Raw genomic sequence first — 15,814 nt, 5'->3', positions numbered from 1 at the left:
GACTGAATTATGCAAATGGATCTTGCTTCACTTGTCACCGATGCAATAAAAATAATGGGAAAACCGCATTTATTTCCCCAAGGGCATCAACTCAATAATCATTCTACTATCACGCTTGAATTAGAAGAATTACCTGATATTCATATCGCTATGATAAATGATTTACCGATGATATGGACTAATCTTGGATATGTAGAGCCAAATGTTATCCCACAATTAAGTGAACGCTTATTCGAGACGATGATTAGTAACCATTCGCCCTTTTTTTATCCAGGACAACCCGCTTATTTTCTCAATGATAAAAATGTGCTTGAGTTGCGTGCAACCTTCTCAATCACAGCGCTAGAAAATGCGACGCAATTTACCGAAGCCATCGACAATTTTTTCCAACATATGCTCACTATCAACACATTGTTTATTGGTTAACTGGCAATGAATAGTAACTTTACGCCTTTCTATCAAGCTGCCTATCCGGTACGCATTCAGGGAAATATTATTGAGGCACCATTAAGAAAAGTTTTTATCGGCGAGATTTGCTTATTAAAACCCTATCCTGGCAGTCTTAAAACTATTGGACAAGCTCAAGTAATCGGTTTTCATCAACAACAAGCATTACTTAGCTTAATGGGTTCTTCGTATGGCCTTTCTTTAACGACAGTCATTGAGCCAACAGGCAATACGCTCTCCATTCAATTAAATGAAACGCTATTAGGAACCATGTTAGATGTTGCGGGCCAACCAATCTTACGTTTTGCGCCACCAATTGCATCTACAACTACTAGCTGTCGACGCTCAGTTAATGCCAACGCCCCTGATTTTTTAAGTAGAAAACCTATCACCAACTATTTTGCCACCGGTATTCGGGCGATTGACGGGCTATTAATATGCGGTATAGGGCAAAGATTAGGCATATTTGCCGCCGCAGGTTGTGGCAAAACCATGTTAATGAATATGCTAATCAATTATGCACAAGCGGATATCTTCATTATCGCGTTGATTGGTGAAAGAGGACGAGAAGTTACTGAATTTGTTGATGAATTAAAGCGTTCAGCACGTGGCAGCCAAACTATTCTTATCAGTTCAACCTCCGATCAGCCGGCGGTTGATCGCTGCAATACCGCCTTAGTAGCTACCACCGTGGCAGAATATTTTCGTGACCAAAATAAATATGTCGTTCTTTTTATCGATTCCATTACCCGTTATTGCCGTGCCTTGCGTGATGTGGCCCTGGCTTCAGGTGAACTACCTGCTCGTAAAGGTTTTCCAGCTTCGGTTTTTGAGCAGCTACCCTCATTGCTTGAACGGCCCGGCAATACCCAAAAAGGTGCATTAACCGCTTTTTATACCATTTTACTGGAAAATGAAGAAGAACCCGATGCGATCGGCGATGAAATACGCTCTATTCTGGATGGTCATATTTACCTTTCTCAACAATTAGCCGCACAAGGGCATTACCCGGCCATCGACATTTTGCGTAGTACCAGTCGGTTGTTTCAACAGATCACTGAGCAACAACAGCAAACAGCGGCACGAAATTTTCGTCATTATCTTACCCAGTTAGAATCATTAAAACTGTTACGGGAGTTGGGCGAGTATCGCGCGGGAGAAAATCGTGAGCATGACCAAATCATCAATAAGAAAAATGCCATCGAGCAGTTTCTGCAACAATCATGGCAACAATCTTATTCGTTTTCTCAATCCGTTAAGGAGCTTTATGACATCGTGGCGTAAATTTGAAACTCCGATCAAACTGCTTCAACAAAAGCAAACTAGAGTAGCGTCAGCCATCGTCCAAATTAAAGGAGAAATAGCCAATGAACAGCAGCGACAGCAACAATCTTATTTTTTATTTACTCAACTAATCGAACAAGCGAAGACCTTAGAGCCTGCTGGACAATTAGCCTATAACGCCTTATTTGATGGAAAAAGGAAGCAAGCGATAGTTAAAGCACAAACCAATCAAGTGCAGGCAGAAATAGCACTAATCGACCAGAAGATAGCCCAATTGGAACAACAAAAAAGCTTACTTCAACAACAGCAGTTCGAATTGATAAAAAAAGAGAAAAAATTAAGCCATTGCTATCAGCAGGCAAAAAAATGCCACCGTTTAAAAACCGCTTCGCGAGAAGAGATACAATTACAGGAATTAGCAATTTATGGTTAATATTGTTACTCATCAAAGCCAACGGATTATTAGTAGTTTCTCTTATTTACCAGATAATCCGTCCACCACCTGCTCTTTATCGGATAGCCATGATGAACAGATTAATAATGCCGATTTCTCAATAGCAATTGATGAAAAATTAACCTTATTACACTCTATTCTTGCCACAGCGCTACCAGCCGAAAATACGACTTATGAAAAACAGCGACCAAAAGAGCAGGAAGAGTTGGTTACCACCGACATAATAATCCCCATCAATCCGCCGTTCTCCACGACTGAAATAACCACTGATCTCCTTCAGTCACACTATCAATACTATTCCACAATCGTTGATACCAATAAAAACAATTATCCAATAAACACGAGTTATGAAAAACAGCAACCAGCACAGCAGGAAGTGTTAGTTACCACCGACATAATAATCCCCATCAATCCGCCGTTCTCCACCACTGAAATAACCACTGATCTCCTTCAGTCACACTATCAACACTATTCCACAATAGTCGATACCGATAAAAACAATTATCCAGTTAATCGCCCATTGATGAAAAAAAATGACATCGTCCTCGATATTGAGGAAAACCATCAAATCAGCGAAAAAGTTAAATCAACAATCGGAGTCAAACAACAATATGACAACAAAGCTGCTGACACAGAAATAGTTACTTTAACCGCTAACAGTGCTCATTTGAAAAACACTAGCCATAAAACGGTAACAGAACACAATTTATCACCAACGATTGCAAATGAGTTAAATAGCATAGAACCAGCAGCGCAAGAAAATTACCGCTCTCCTATAGATAGTAATAACTTAGCTAATAACGATAGTGCACTTCCTTTGGCTGGCTGGCCAACCTTCCAAGCCTCAGCCGGCTACCAAAGTGACATAGCGGCAGAACCAGCCGCCAAAACGGCAACAATCGCTGTACCATTTAGCCATCCATCACCTGAAGCAGAATTACGTTATACATTCACTCAATGGCAAGGTACTCATCACGTTGATATTTACCGAATTGCAGATCACCATCTTCAACTTATGGCATCAAATAACTATGTTATGTCGATACTTCAGCGCCATTTAAACGAGAAAATATCTGCACGGTCAGTATCTTTATCTGACACACTTAATATCACACTCAATGAAGTACTCGATAATAGTGAAGAATCAGGTGAGCCATCATCATGAAAGGCAAATTATCACTTAGAACCAGCAGATATGTAGATAAAAGCGCGTTATTTGTCGCACTTACAGCCCATTACCCCAACGAACAAATTGTTACTGATAGCCACCACTTCGTATTAGTGTTACAACAACCGAAATTACAGTTAACCGTTTATTTACCGATTGAGGTCGCACTCAGTCAATACTTAACGATGTTAGCATCACTGCCCTGGCTTTCTATTCCTGCCAGCTATCTAATTGAATTGCTACAAGAACAACTAACCACTATTTCAATTCCACAATTAGGTGAATTTCAAATTCAAGTCACACAATTTGCCTGTCTGCAAGAACCGATTGATGCGATTAGAATAACAAGTTCGCTAGGCCAGATATTGATTGTTGACGCCAATGGCACTGCACCGTTAAAAGAGAATGGCTATGCCAATTTACCTTTACAGGTCAGATTTTCTATTGGCTATAGTCGATTAAAACAGCAACTTTTTCGCACTTTACAAACGGATGATATTTTATTACTGCAACAATCCCAAACATCTCTTAGCGTAGAAACGTTACCGCTATTTCATTACACCTGGCAACCTAAAGGAAATATTATGTTAGAACAGCCTATTGTCTCTGATCAGGATGCTCAAAATGCCAGCCCTGAATCCTCTGCGACTATTTTTGATTTAAATCAGTTACCGTTAAAAGTGGATTTTATCTTACAACGCCAGACCTTTAGTTTGAATACGATAAAATCCTGGCAAAGCGGCACACAACTGATACTTAATAGTGATGCACATTGTGCAATCGCTTTGGAAATTAACGGTCAACCATTCGCTAAAGGAGAATTGATCCAGGTCGGCGAACAACTTGCGGTTGAATTACACACCCTGTTATCTACCGAACGAGAAGGTTAGCCACCATGACAGATAATCCTGTTTCTATCATCATCCTGCTGTCAATTGCCACGCTACTTCCCTTTTTGATAGCAGCAGGAACTTGTTATTTAAAGTTTTCCATTGTGTTTGTTATGGTGAGGAATGCCTTAGGGGTACAGCAAGTGCCATCCAATATGGTGTTAAATGCGATTGATTTAATTTTGTCACTATTTATCATGGCACCATTAGCTAAAAATTTTTATCTCTGTAGTGTTAATTTTCAAACAGAAAACCCGCATGGTTTTGCTGATCCAGTGTTACTCGATCAGTTTTTAGATGAAAGTTTACAGGATTATCGCCACTATTTACGCAAATACGCCGATCCAGAACTGGTTAATTTTTTTGTCGCTGCGCAAAAACATACTCCCCAACCAGAAAGCCAAATCGATGATTCGATAGAAAATGGTGCTTTTATCCCTCTATTAGCCGCCTATGCGCTGAGTGAAATCAAAAGCGCATTTATCATCGGCTTTTATCTTTACTTACCCTTTGTGGTCATTGACTTAGTTGTATCAAGTATTCTACTAGCTTTAGGCATGATGATGAGCCCGATTACCCTATCGGTACCTATTAAGCTGATTTTATTTGTCGCGATGGATGGCTGGTCTTTATTATCAAAAGGGCTTATTTCGCAATACTTAGATTTAATGGCGGTCAAATAATATGGACATGAGCTATGCAATGAGTAAAGGCCTCTATTTGATTCTGATCCTGTCATTATTACCTGTGCTGGTTGCTACTGCTATCGGCTTGCTGATTGGACTATTACAAACCGTCACCCAGATCCAGGAGCAAACATTACCTTTTGGTTTAAAACTAGTGGCTGTTTTTATCTGCTTATTAATGCAAGCCGGTTGGTTGGCGGAAAAAGTGATCGCTTATGCCACTGAAATGTTCAATTTAGGTCTCACCACTGGGATCTGACCGCAATGATAGAACTCTATCTACAACTACAAAATTCATTGTTCAATTATTTATTAATTTTTGCCCGGTTGGCACCACTATTTTTTATGTTGCCTTTTTTGAGTGATCGCATACTGACCAATTTATCCTTAAAAGGAATTATCATTTTATTACTTACCCTCTGTTTATCGCCATTGATAGTTATCCCAACATGGCAATCAACCAGTCAATTCATTGCATTATCTGTTGTTGAACTATTTATCGGTTTAACTATGGGTATCTTGATGGCGGCACCTTTTTGGCTAGCCTCAGCGATAGGTGAATTCATTGATAATCAAAGGGGAGCCAGTATTGGCGATATGCTTGATCCAGCGACCGGTTCTGAATCTTCTTCACTTGCGTCATTAATCAATATGTTCTGTGTTGCATGGTTTCTCAATCAAGGCGGTATGCTCGAATTCATCGCCACAATAACCGAAAGTTACCAACAATTACCTATCGGCCGCCCAATTGATCATGTTGATTTATTCGCTTTAGGCAAATGGTTAACCCGTTTCATTATGTTAGCAATAACCCTATCAGCGCCGATATTAATCGCTCTATTTATACTAGAAATCGGCTTGGGTGTTTATTCATTATTTTGCCCGCAATTAAACGCATTCTCTTTATCGTTGACTGTTAAAAGCATCGTGGCTTTTAGCCTGCTATTTATTCTGTTCAATACGACGCTACCACAAACACTTATTTCGGTGCTCCCGCCGTCAATTTCATCAATAATCATAGTGGGTAACTGATGGCAGAAAAAACAGAAAAACCAACGGCCAAAAAATTACGTGATTCAGCTAAAAAAGGACAATCCTTTAAAAGCAAAGATTTAGTTTCCGCTTGTGCCTATTTTGCTGGCATCTGTGTATTAGGGTTTTATCTCGAGTTTGAGCAATTTATTAATTTTTATCAACATATTTTGTTAAATCCATACAATATTAACCCGCAAAGTTTTTTCAATGCATTAATATCATTATTTTTATCGACTGTCCTACCGGTAATTTTTATCAGTGCATTAGCTGCCATTATCCCATCATTGATCCAAGCAAAATTTATCCTGGCAACCGAAGCTATTAAACTAGATTTTAAAAAACTGGATATCGTGCAAGGAATAAAACGGCTAGTAGATAAACGAGCGCTCAAAAACCTGCTCAAAGCATTACTATTTTTAACTATTTTTATCAGTAGTTGTTATTTTTTCATTCAATCATATCAATCGACACTATTATTCACCCAACGAAAAATGATTTGGCATATTATTTATGATTGGCGTATCTTAACGCTGAAATTTGTTTTGTTTTTTTTGCTATTTTCACTACCTATTTTGTTGTTAGATGCCCTGTGTAAATATTTTCTCCATCACAACGATATGAAAATGGAAAAGCATGAAGTAAAACGAGAATACAAAGAAAATGAAGGTAATCCAGAAATAAAATCGGCCCGTCGCGGAGCTCATCAAGAACTACTCAACGCTGAAACCAAACAAGCAATAGCACAATCATCAATGATATTAGCCAATCCGACCCATATTGCTGTCGGTATTTATTTTGATCCTGACAATAGCATATTACCGCTGGTGGCAGTTCGCATGGCGAACCAATATGCACTGGCGGTACAAGCCTATGCCAAAGAGATCGGTATCCCAATTGTGCGTAACATTAAACTGGCACGCCAAATTTATCACCGCTATCGATTGTACGAAACCGTGGTAAAACAAGATTTACTGGATGTGATTGATATTTTTATCTGGTTAAAGCAGGTAGAAATGGCTGCCGTACTTGAAAATTCACCTATAGAAACAGAAAACCGTGAGCAAAAACCTTAATATTTATGCTTTAACTTGGCGGATTTTTGCAAGTTAAACCGCTTAAATTCATTTACTCTGTCATAAATAAAGCGAGAAGATGCTATGGAACAGCAAAATACGACCAACACAAATGATAATAACATGGATGCTCAACTGAATGAGTATACTGAACTGGTGACAGAAGCCCTTCAGCAAGGTGCCAGCCTAAAAGATTTAGAAGGCATACCTGATGAACTGATGGATGGTGTTTACCGCTTTGCTTATGATTTTTATCAACAAGGTAAACTGGAAGAAGCTGAGACTTTTTTTCGTTTTCTCTGCTTATATGATTTCAATAATAGTGATTACATTATGGGGTTAGCAGCGGTTAAGCAGTTACAGAAACAGTATGAAACAGCGCTTGATCTTTACGCTCTAGCTTATGTACATGGTGATAATGACTATCGCCCGATGTTCTACGGTGGTCAATGTAATCTTATCATCGGTGAAAAAGAGAAAGCTAAATACTGTTTTCAGAAAGTCTATCAACATGCCAACGATCAAGAATTAAAGCATAGAGCACAAGCCTACATTGAATTCTTAGCAAGCTCTTTAGCAAATGACGATAAGCAAGGATGACCTAAAGATGATAGACATTAGTCGACTAACGGCCAACAAAACACACCCGTTTACTGCCGAAAAGCAAGATATAATTGTAGATAATAATCTAGTCAACCAGTTAACCACGCTACAAAAAAAATTACTCAACAAGTCAATAGTGTGATTGAAAACGAACAAAAAAAGACCACCAGTCAAAATCAATCTGGTAAAGATATACCTATCCTTACTCCACCGGCAGATAATCTTTTATCTAACGCAGATAATAATGCCCAACTACTGTTACTTATTAAACAATATCAACAAGTTATCGGTAAAAATGAGATTAAAAATCTACGCGAAAATCTAACTCAGTGGAAAATTCAAGCCCAATTGAATAATCAGATTCAACAAGCTAAAAAAGTGGAACAAATCTACCTGAAAATTGAAAAAAATCTCAGCCAGTATCGAGATGATTTTATCGACAGCTGGCTGCATGTCGCCAAAAAGTTACATGAACAAACCGAGGCTGATACTAATGCACTGGCCAATCTGTTTGAAAATCAAGGACTCAGCGAACAGTTTAGGCAGGCTATTGCAGGAAAAAAATAGACTCACTGACCGGCAAGAGATGAGCAACCTGTTAGAGCAAGAGTTTCCATGGCTTAAGTTAGATTTAACTAATATCAAACTGTCAGTTGATGAACTCAAGCAAAAAAAACTCGCCATCACGCAATTCCTCCAAGGCATTGAACGTAATCGTCTGAAACCTATCTTTAGCGATAGCACCAGCCAAACCGATAAAAAATGGCGTGATAATGGTGTTATCTATACCGAATGGTATAACGCTGTTCTCTACTCGATGGATGAGGATAAACGGAAATTATATTCTATCTCAGTCGCCCAAGGCGCTTACAAAAGCCTAGTGCGAGATACCGAACATCAGCGTGTTCGACTGGCTGATCTCAAAAACGACACTAACATCGTTAACCAACTTGATGAAGCAGAAAAAAGCCTATTCAGTTTAAAACTAGCTAGCTTTAAAACCTTAATCGAGCTGGAATCACAGCATTTGCCAAGCAGCGCCAAACTCACTTATCTAATGGCCAAAATGCGTGAATTGCTCGGTTCCCTCACCCTAGAAAGTATGAATAGTCAACGGGAAATTTTGCAAGAAATGCAACGAATGACTGAAATTCAGGCAGAAAAACGAGCGCAGGATATTGATGAAAAAATCCGTAAAGCAGAAGAAGCGCGTAAATGGTTGGCGATTGGCAGCCAAATTTTTTCCTGGCTAATTGCCGCGGTTGGGGTGGTTGCCGCCGTCTTTACCGGTGGTGCCAGCCTGGCGCTAGCCGCAGTCGGCATCGCCTTACTCGCTGCTGATACCATCAGCCAGGCAGCAGGAGGCGGCTCCTTTATGAATAAAGCATTAGCGCCAGTCGGTGAGTTGATGATGAAAATAGCTCAAGAGATCTCCAACTTTTTATGCAATATCGCAATTAGCGAAGCTAAATTACGGGGAGCATCAGAAAGTGAAATCGCCGAGCTGAAAAAACAGACCAAGGAAATAACCGACATTGTTGCTACCATTATCGTTACAGTAACAATGGTTGCTGCCGCCATTGGCTCAGCGAAATTAGCCAGTGTAGCCGGTAAAATGATCGGTAAAATTATCGCTGACAAGCTTAAACGTGCCCTAAATCACTTGCTGGACAAAATGATCAATAATCTATTAACTAACTTAGCACGTATGGTAAGCAACAATACCAGCAAAATGATTGCTATCGCTATCAAACAAGCATTCAATAACTTGCTGGATAAAACCATCAATAATTCATTAATTCATACCATGAAAAATAAATTAGCCCAACATATCAGTGCCTCAGCGATGCAAAAAAGTCTGCTTGGCCTTTCCGTTACCAATGCCAGCACAAATGCTGCCTTAAATCTCCACGCCACTGATCTGGAAGTCGATGTTATTAAACGATTAGGTGATTTGACCGTCATTAATCAAATAATGGCTCAACTGGATAAACTGCTTAGCCAAGTGATGGATAACTTTGCCAAAGAGATGGAAACGATCGCTGAGTTAATGCGTAAAATAGGCGAAATGGGCAGCCAAAGCCTGCATACCGGTAAATATATTACTCATAATTTAAACACTATGGCATAAAAAGGACTTAACCATGACAACTATTACTCCTTCAGTAACTAAAAATTTTATTCCGTCATTAGCGGTAAAGGATGCTAAAAACGCGACGGAATCTAATCAAGTTTCTGACAAATTAGTCTCTCAGCATTTAGCTAACAAAACAGCACAGCTACAGATTGAACAGACAACCAAAGAGCAAATCAATCAAACCAATTTACCGCTACTTACACCACCAACAGTGGAAAAAGATGAGCAAGCGTTAATCGATCGTTTAACAAAATTATTGCCTACCGTAATGAATTTATTAGGAATTACTGATGTGCAATTGCTATCGTTATTGAACAAAATATCAGCTACATTAAGAGAACTTAACGCCAAAAGCCGTAACAACGGAGACCAACTAAAAATCACCACCCTACAATCCAGCGAAAAAGTCAAAGATAGTAAGTACACCGAAGCCGGTTCACTATTGACAAGTGCTATCGCGGGTAGCTCTTTAAGTCTGGGAATGACAATCGCCGGCGCAGGGATCAGTTATAAAGGGTTGTCGCAAACCACCACCAATAATGTTGGCACCCTACAAAATAGCTCCCTGTTAGCTGGAAATGCCATTAGCAGCTTATCAAACCCAATCAGCCAAATTGCGCAACAACCCCTAGCTTCTGGACAAGTCAAAGAACAGGGTAACCAACGTATTTTAGAAACTGAGCAACAAATTAATAATGCCACCGGAGAGACCCATCAGCGGGAAGAAAATATCAATGACGAGGTAAAAAACAAACTGATACAAATTCTTAATAAAATGATCGAATATAGTCAACAAACTGTATCCACTATTTCAGGCAATATTAGAGCTTAATATTAGCGTTTACTTAATAATCGATGATTGAAACGAGAATTTTTATGGTCACAGCAATAAATTATTCCACGTCACATTCTGCCGGGTTTTCGTCTAGTATAGAGCACAAAAACACTGTGTCTGCATTTATCAAAACCGATACTCAACCTATTCTACCGGCAAGTTTGACTATTTTACCGCCTGAAATAATAAAAGATCATCTCATTTACCTTAAGCCAGATGATAAATTGCAAAACAAACAAAATTTCTATTTTTATGTCATAGAGGGATCACTAAACGATATAAAAAATGGTAATAGAGATATAGAGAATGGGACTCAAAATATAATAAGTGGAAAAATAAATAAAGATCAGACATTAATAAAAAACGGCCAAACATTAGTAGAGCAAGGTCAAGCACTAAGAGATAACGGCCTAATTAACCTTAACCGACTATTATCTGATGAAAATCCTGCGCCTGTTGCAAAAAGTTATCAACAGTCACATCAGGCGTTATTAGCCGCTAGCCAACAAAAACTCACGCAAGCGCAACACACATTAGATGAAAATAGCTATCACTCATTAATTGTGATGTTTAATGATATTCAGCAAACTATTAGAGATGCTAATAAAAGTTATCTGCATAGTTATCGCGATGTGTTTAAAAATAGTATGGAAAAATTCCAGGAAATTAGTGGCTTACTTTCCGAAGTCAGTAACTATGTTAACGAAAGCTCAAAAGATAACTTTATCACTCTTAAACAGCAAAAAATATTGGATGATTTCCAACAATTGAAAACTAAATTATCGCAAGAGCCCGAGGGGATCATCTATCAACAAGAAATTAAATTTATTCAACATGCGGATGGAGATTATCAAAAAGTTGGCGATGACAGCAATGTGCGTTACACCGAAGCACAAGCATTGGCACTGATGCAAAGCTATCGCCAATCATTTGAACAAAAAGTTACTGGCACTTTGATTGAAGCACCCAATTTGGATCAAATCAATGCCAATAGTTTAACTCAAGGTATTACAATTAAAATTGATATCAAGCCACTAGAACGTGTTATAGAAGTAGTGAAAAATCTGCAACAACCAACTAGAGATAATCTTGAGATCTCCCAGGCTCGTTTCAATCTGATTAATACCTCCATTGATACCACTAAAAAAGATTATCAAGCCATGCTAGATGAAATGTCACAACGCTATAATACCGCCAATGCTAACTATGATAACTATGATAACTATGATAACTATGATAACTATGATAACTATGATAACTTCGTTAAAATTTTAAGCAGTACCATCAATGCTATGTTAGATAGTGCCAAAAGTTTTTTACGTTAATCCCTTACCAGCTTCCAATTAAATAATAAAGAGTAGTGTGTTATGGCTACTCTTTTATCGATTCAATATTAACCACTATAAGAATTAGATTTTTGTGCTGTCAATAAAACATTAGAAAATAGTTTTGTAGCTTATATTCACAATTTTTCTATAATTAGAGAGTTATATTATATAATACGTTTAGCATCGATAACATAATCTATTTTTTCCTGCTGCCTGATGAAGGCGTTAATGAAAAATTAAGTATTTATCAGGCGATTGTTTATAAAAATTTATTGATACTGGTTTATTAAGAATGCAACTATTTTGCCTAAAATTCTTTTCAGCCTTGACACTATTTTTATCGCTCACTGGTTGCTCGTCATCGACAACAGAAACAAAGCTTCCTTCAGCCAAAACTTCATCAATTTCACCAACAGCACTAGAAATTCTTAATCGTCATCAACCCGCTACAGAAAAAACCACTGATTTGGTTGATCGTTTTGCTAGCCAAATTTTTGCTGAAACAAATCCACAAGGGATGGCAATCGTTGTCATCGATAATGATCAGATAGTGACCCGCTATTACGGTGAAACTGCCCCCGGAGCGCGACAAAAGCCGGGCCCTAATTCACTGATCCGCATTGCTTCATTAACCAAACTAATGACCAGTGAAGTCATGATCAAATTAGAAGCGGATAAAAAATTACGTATTACTGATCCCCTACAAAACTACAGCTATTTCGGTACTCATATTCCTATTTATCATGGCAAACAGCCTATTCGATTATATCACCTAGCGAGTCATACCAGTGGTTTACCAAGAGAGCAACCTGGCGGTAAAATCGGCCGGCCGGTATTTGTTTGGCCAACCCAATCAAACCGTTGGACATGGCTCAAAAAGGCAAAAATTAAATGCTTACCAGGAACCAAAGCTGCTTATTCTAATCTGGCTTATGATCTATTAGCCGATGCCTTGGCAAAAGCGGCAGGAAAATCTTATAAGCAACTATTTGCCGAAAAAATTACCTTACCAGCCGAAATGTATGATACCACCTTTACACCAACTACCAATCAATGTTCTCACCTAATGGTGGGTTATAAATCCAGTCCATGTATTAGTACCTTAGCTGCCGCCGGTAGTGGAGGGGTTTATTCAACGCCAGCTGATATGCAAAGATGGATGCAACAATTTCTGTCAACCCATACACAAGTAAGTAAAAAAACCGCTCAACGTGAACAAGCGATCTATTTTGCTCGCGATATGCTTACCGACATTAAAGGTATGGACGTCGCTGGACATGCCGATGGTATTGGCCTTGGATGGGTTTATATGAATCCCCGCGATGGCATTCCCGGCATCTATCAAAAAACGGGTGGCGGTGGTGGTTTTAATACCTATATGACCATGATCCCACAACAACGTATTGGTATATTTGCCGTGATTTCACGCAAAAAAGGCAGTAAATTTAGTCGGTTAACCGAAGGAGTTAATGATTTAACTGCCGCGTTAACCATAAATCACAATAACAATCCTTTCCAGCCAACCAAACAAGATTTTGCGGCAAATCTGGTCAAAAAACTGCTAGAAAGCCCTGATCATGGTTAAGCCAAATAATAAGAAATAAATTTTTTATCAGCATGGTAGCGCATTGAAAATATACCTAACCATGCTGTCAAAACTAATTATTGGCGTCGCATTAATAATAAAATGCTAAATCCCAGAAATAATACACTAGGTAACATTGCTGCTATCAGAGGAGGAACACCATAGACTAAACTTAGGTTACCAAAGCCCTCATTTAGCAGATAGAAAATAAATCCCCCTGAGATACCGATCAATACCCTTACCCCCATTGCGACACTGCGCAGCGGGCCAAAAATAAATGATAGTGCCATTAACATCATAACAGCGACAGAAAGTGGTGACAGGATTTTCTTCCACATACTTAGTTGATAGACTGATGCTTCTTGACCACTCTCCTTAAGATATTTAACATATTTATACAGGCCCCTGATTGCTAACGAATCAGGTTCCAGAGAAACTACCCCTAATTTTTCTGGGCTTAGGTTGGTTTTCCAATCCATCAATAAACTCTGAGAGCCAGTAATTTCTTTTTCATTGTTAATCAATGACTTATCTACTTGTGACAATTGCCACTGGTGAGTATCAGAATTATAGCGACCTGAAGCGGCAAAAATGACCGCTTGCAGTTTTTTCTGCGCATCAAATTGGTAGATAGAAATTTCTTTTATGTCATTTTGATCGATAACGCGCTGAATATGAACAAAATTATTACCATCTTTAGCCCATAATCCACGATCTGTCACCATTAGCGATCGACCGACAATCTTTTCAGCCCGATAGTTACGTGCCCACTGCTCTGCTGCAGGCGCAACCCATTCACCAATAACCATCGTCAAAATCACTAAAGGGATCGCGGTCTTCATCACTGACATCGCAACCTGTAAGCGAGAAAAACCAGCCGCCTGCATCACTACCAATTCACTACGGGTTGCCAGGGTTCCTAATCCAAGTAATGCGCCTAACAGTGCTGCCATCGGAAAAAATACTTCAATATCTCTCGGAACGGTTAATAAAGTAAAAATTCCGGCACTCCAGGTGGTATAGTCACCATCACCGACTTTTCTTAATTGCTCAACAAATTTAATAATGCCCGATAATGAAACCAACATAAAAAGGGTCATTAGGATCGAGGAAAGAATAGTACGCCCAATATATTTATCTAATACACCAAACATCAGACGACTCCTTTAAAGAACTTAGCACGTATTCGACGCATCGAAACGGTATCCCAAATATTCAATATGATAGCTAATAGCAAAAAAGCCCCATTAACTAGCCACATTGTTATTCTGGGATCAATTTCACCTTTCTCAGCATTAGAGTGCAGGGTACTTTGTAATAAAAAGAAAATTAAATAAAGCAACATCGCAAGTAACATACTTAAGACTCGTCCCTGTCTGGGATTAACTTCACTTAGTGGCACAACCATCAAGGCCATAATAAGTACCGAAACGACTAATGTTAAGCGCCAGTGAAATTCTGATTTTGATTCAGCATCTGTAGCACGCCACAATTGCAACATATCCTTTTGCTCGATTTTATCGCCTGTAACTGCGGTTTCTTTATGATCGATTACCGCCTGATAATCTTTAAAATCCGTTATACGAAAATCACGTAATAGTGCTGTACCTTCATAGCGGGTTCCCTTATCTAATACCACAATTTGATTACCGTTTTGATCCTCTCGGATACGTCCACTTTCAGCAATCACCACGGAAGGACGTTGGTTATTAACCGGGCGTAATTGCGCCATAAAAACATCAGTAAAATTTTTGCCTTTTACATCACTAATATAAAGAACAATATTTTGATCCTTAGTGGTTTTAAACTGTCCCTCAACCATACTGGCCAAACCAGGATTGGCTTTCGCATCGGCTAATGCTTGCTCTTGATATTTTGCCGACCAGGGTAACATCCAGGCTACATTTATTGCCGCAATCAGAGCGGTAAATAATGCCAAAATTAAAGCCGCTGTCACTAATACCCGTTTACCTAAGCCACAGGCATGCATGACAGTAATTTCACTATCGATATAGAGTTTGCTGTAGGTCATTAACAGGCCAAGAAACAGACTTAATGGCAAAATCAATTGTGCCATTTCAGGAATTCCAAGCCCCAGAAGAGGAAAAACTAAATCGGAAGGAATATTTCCCTGAACCGCTGAACTTAATATATTGATTGTTTTTTGACTAAAAAAAATTAAAATCAGGATAAAAAGTATTGCAACTTGACTTTTCAGCGTTTCCTTAACTAAGTATCGAATTATAATCACACTAATTACACCTGTGAAAATTTGTTTTTTGCAGCAAA

The 15,814-nt window shown here is 38.8% G+C and carries 18 protein-coding genes; 16 read left to right on the top strand and 2 right to left on the bottom strand.

The features are described 5' to 3' along the window. The first annotated feature begins 9 nt into the window (after nucleotides 1–9). The 16 genes from AACL31_RS02545 (at nucleotide 10) to ampH (ending at nucleotide 13,525) form a co-directional block, all read left to right on the top strand. Complete coding sequence (locus AACL31_RS02545) at nucleotides 10–426, top strand: type III secretion protein (protein ID WP_310511327.1); 417 nt, start codon at nucleotides 10–12, stop codon at nucleotides 424–426. A 6-nt stretch (nucleotides 427–432) separates the two neighbouring features. After that, the gene (gene sctN / locus AACL31_RS02540; RefSeq protein WP_310511328.1) at nucleotides 433–1,731 is read left to right on the top strand and encodes a type III secretion system ATPase SctN; all 1,299 of its coding nucleotides are present in this window, start codon (nucleotides 433–435) and stop codon (nucleotides 1,729–1,731) included. Then, nucleotides 1,715–2,164: a hypothetical protein gene (locus AACL31_RS02535; protein WP_310511329.1), complete on the top strand. Its 450-nt coding sequence runs from the start codon at nucleotides 1,715–1,717 to the stop codon at nucleotides 2,162–2,164. The genes sctN and AACL31_RS02535 overlap by 17 nt, the downstream gene beginning before the upstream one ends. Further along, nucleotides 2,157–3,350, top strand: coding sequence for a hypothetical protein (locus AACL31_RS02530; RefSeq protein ID WP_310511330.1), 1,194 nt, complete (start codon nucleotides 2,157–2,159; stop codon nucleotides 3,348–3,350). The genes AACL31_RS02535 and AACL31_RS02530 overlap by 8 nt, the downstream gene beginning before the upstream one ends. After that, nucleotides 3,347–4,243, top strand: coding sequence for a FliM/FliN family flagellar motor switch protein (locus AACL31_RS02525; RefSeq protein ID WP_310511331.1), 897 nt, complete (start codon nucleotides 3,347–3,349; stop codon nucleotides 4,241–4,243). Before AACL31_RS02530 ends, AACL31_RS02525 begins: the two co-directional genes overlap by 4 nt. A gap of 5 nt (nucleotides 4,244–4,248) precedes the next feature. Next, nucleotides 4,249–4,926, top strand: coding sequence for an EscR/YscR/HrcR family type III secretion system export apparatus protein (locus tag AACL31_RS02520; protein ID WP_339053728.1), 678 nt, complete (start codon nucleotides 4,249–4,251; stop codon nucleotides 4,924–4,926). A gap of 1 nt (nucleotide 4,927) precedes the next feature. Beyond that, a complete protein-coding gene (gene sctS, locus AACL31_RS02515; RefSeq protein ID WP_032114424.1) occupies nucleotides 4,928–5,188 on the top strand; it encodes a type III secretion system export apparatus subunit SctS in 261 nt (86 codons plus the stop codon). 5 nt (nucleotides 5,189–5,193) lie between these two features. Further along, the gene (sctT, locus tag AACL31_RS02510) at nucleotides 5,194–5,961 is read left to right on the top strand and encodes a type III secretion system export apparatus subunit SctT (protein WP_310511333.1); all 768 of its coding nucleotides are present in this window, start codon (nucleotides 5,194–5,196) and stop codon (nucleotides 5,959–5,961) included. Next, nucleotides 5,961–7,037 carry an EscU/YscU/HrcU family type III secretion system export apparatus switch protein gene (locus AACL31_RS02505; protein WP_310511334.1) on the top strand — a complete coding sequence of 359 codons (1,077 nt, stop codon included), beginning with the start codon at nucleotides 5,961–5,963 and terminating at the stop codon, nucleotides 7,035–7,037. Before sctT ends, AACL31_RS02505 begins: the two co-directional genes overlap by 1 nt. Nucleotides 7,038–7,121: 84 nt before the next feature. Then, a complete protein-coding gene (gene sicA, locus AACL31_RS02500) occupies nucleotides 7,122–7,637 on the top strand; it encodes a type III secretion system translocator chaperone SicA (protein ID WP_310511089.1) in 516 nt (171 codons plus the stop codon). A 7-nt stretch (nucleotides 7,638–7,644) separates the two neighbouring features. After that, nucleotides 7,645–7,782, top strand: coding sequence for a hypothetical protein (locus AACL31_RS02495; protein ID WP_310513267.1), 138 nt, complete (start codon nucleotides 7,645–7,647; stop codon nucleotides 7,780–7,782). Beyond that, the gene (locus AACL31_RS02490; RefSeq protein ID WP_310511335.1) at nucleotides 7,779–8,207 is read left to right on the top strand and encodes a hypothetical protein; all 429 of its coding nucleotides are present in this window, start codon (nucleotides 7,779–7,781) and stop codon (nucleotides 8,205–8,207) included. Before AACL31_RS02495 ends, AACL31_RS02490 begins: the two co-directional genes overlap by 4 nt. Further along, nucleotides 8,191–9,771 (top strand): type III secretion system translocon subunit SctE, encoded by a 1,581-nt coding sequence (gene sctE, locus AACL31_RS02485; protein ID WP_339053727.1) that lies wholly within the window; start codon nucleotides 8,191–8,193, stop codon nucleotides 9,769–9,771. The genes AACL31_RS02490 and sctE overlap by 17 nt, the downstream gene beginning before the upstream one ends. A 13-nt stretch (nucleotides 9,772–9,784) precedes the next feature. Continuing rightward, on the top strand, nucleotides 9,785–10,609 hold the full coding sequence (locus AACL31_RS02480) for a hypothetical protein (protein ID WP_310511337.1): 825 nt from the start codon (nucleotides 9,785–9,787) through the stop codon (nucleotides 10,607–10,609). A 116-nt stretch (nucleotides 10,610–10,725) separates the two neighbouring features. Continuing rightward, complete coding sequence (locus AACL31_RS02475; protein WP_339053726.1) at nucleotides 10,726–11,937, top strand: IpaD/SipD/SspD family type III secretion system needle tip protein; 1,212 nt, start codon at nucleotides 10,726–10,728, stop codon at nucleotides 11,935–11,937. Between the two features lie 295 nt (nucleotides 11,938–12,232). After that, complete coding sequence (gene ampH, locus AACL31_RS02470) at nucleotides 12,233–13,525, top strand: D-alanyl-D-alanine-carboxypeptidase/endopeptidase AmpH (RefSeq protein ID WP_339053725.1); 1,293 nt, start codon at nucleotides 12,233–12,235, stop codon at nucleotides 13,523–13,525. A 77-nt stretch (nucleotides 13,526–13,602) separates the two neighbouring features. On the opposite strand, the gene lptG is transcribed toward ampH, so the two are convergent. Both lptG and lptF read right to left on the bottom strand, forming a co-directional pair. Continuing rightward, the gene (gene lptG / locus AACL31_RS02465; RefSeq protein ID WP_310511340.1) at nucleotides 13,603–14,679 is read right to left on the bottom strand and encodes an LPS export ABC transporter permease LptG; all 1,077 of its coding nucleotides are present in this window, start codon (nucleotides 14,677–14,679) and stop codon (nucleotides 13,603–13,605) included. Next, on the bottom strand, nucleotides 14,679–15,776 hold the full coding sequence (gene lptF, locus AACL31_RS02460; RefSeq protein WP_310511341.1) for an LPS export ABC transporter permease LptF: 1,098 nt from the start codon (nucleotides 15,774–15,776) through the stop codon (nucleotides 14,679–14,681). The genes lptG and lptF overlap by 1 nt, the downstream gene beginning before the upstream one ends. Nucleotides 15,777–15,814 lie beyond the last annotated feature (38 nt).

Source organism: Arsenophonus endosymbiont of Crataerina pallida, assembly GCF_964020125.1.
Lineage (GTDB): Bacteria > Pseudomonadota > Gammaproteobacteria > Enterobacterales > Enterobacteriaceae > Arsenophonus > Arsenophonus nilaparvatae.
The sequence above is the reverse complement of the archived record's forward strand: the minus strand, read 5'-3'. Positions and strand labels throughout refer to the sequence as shown.

Bases quoted from the DNA above. Each gene is read 5' to 3' on its own strand.
- AACL31_RS02545 (WP_310511327.1), top strand. From the start codon at position 10: ATGCAAATGGATCTTGCTTCACTTGTCACCGATGCAATAAAAATAATG.
- sctN (WP_310511328.1), top strand. From the start codon at position 433: ATGAATAGTAACTTTACGCCTTTCTATCAAGCTGCCTATCCGGTACGC.
- AACL31_RS02535 (WP_310511329.1), top strand. From the start codon at position 1,715: ATGACATCGTGGCGTAAATTTGAAACTCCGATCAAACTGCTTCAACAA.
- AACL31_RS02530 (WP_310511330.1), top strand. From the start codon at position 2,157: ATGGTTAATATTGTTACTCATCAAAGCCAACGGATTATTAGTAGTTTC.
- AACL31_RS02525 (WP_310511331.1), top strand. From the start codon at position 3,347: ATGAAAGGCAAATTATCACTTAGAACCAGCAGATATGTAGATAAAAGC.
- AACL31_RS02520 (WP_339053728.1), top strand. From the start codon at position 4,249: ATGACAGATAATCCTGTTTCTATCATCATCCTGCTGTCAATTGCCACG.
- sctS (WP_032114424.1), top strand. From the start codon at position 4,928: ATGGACATGAGCTATGCAATGAGTAAAGGCCTCTATTTGATTCTGATC.
- sctT (WP_310511333.1), top strand. From the start codon at position 5,194: ATGATAGAACTCTATCTACAACTACAAAATTCATTGTTCAATTATTTA.
- AACL31_RS02505 (WP_310511334.1), top strand. From the start codon at position 5,961: ATGGCAGAAAAAACAGAAAAACCAACGGCCAAAAAATTACGTGATTCA.
- sicA (WP_310511089.1), top strand. From the start codon at position 7,122: ATGGAACAGCAAAATACGACCAACACAAATGATAATAACATGGATGCT.
- AACL31_RS02495 (WP_310513267.1), top strand. From the start codon at position 7,645: ATGATAGACATTAGTCGACTAACGGCCAACAAAACACACCCGTTTACT.
- AACL31_RS02480 (WP_310511337.1), top strand. From the start codon at position 9,785: ATGACAACTATTACTCCTTCAGTAACTAAAAATTTTATTCCGTCATTA.
- ampH (WP_339053725.1), top strand. From the start codon at position 12,233: ATGCAACTATTTTGCCTAAAATTCTTTTCAGCCTTGACACTATTTTTA.
- lptG (WP_310511340.1), bottom strand. From the start codon at position 14,679: ATGTTTGGTGTATTAGATAAATATATTGGGCGTACTATTCTTTCCTCG.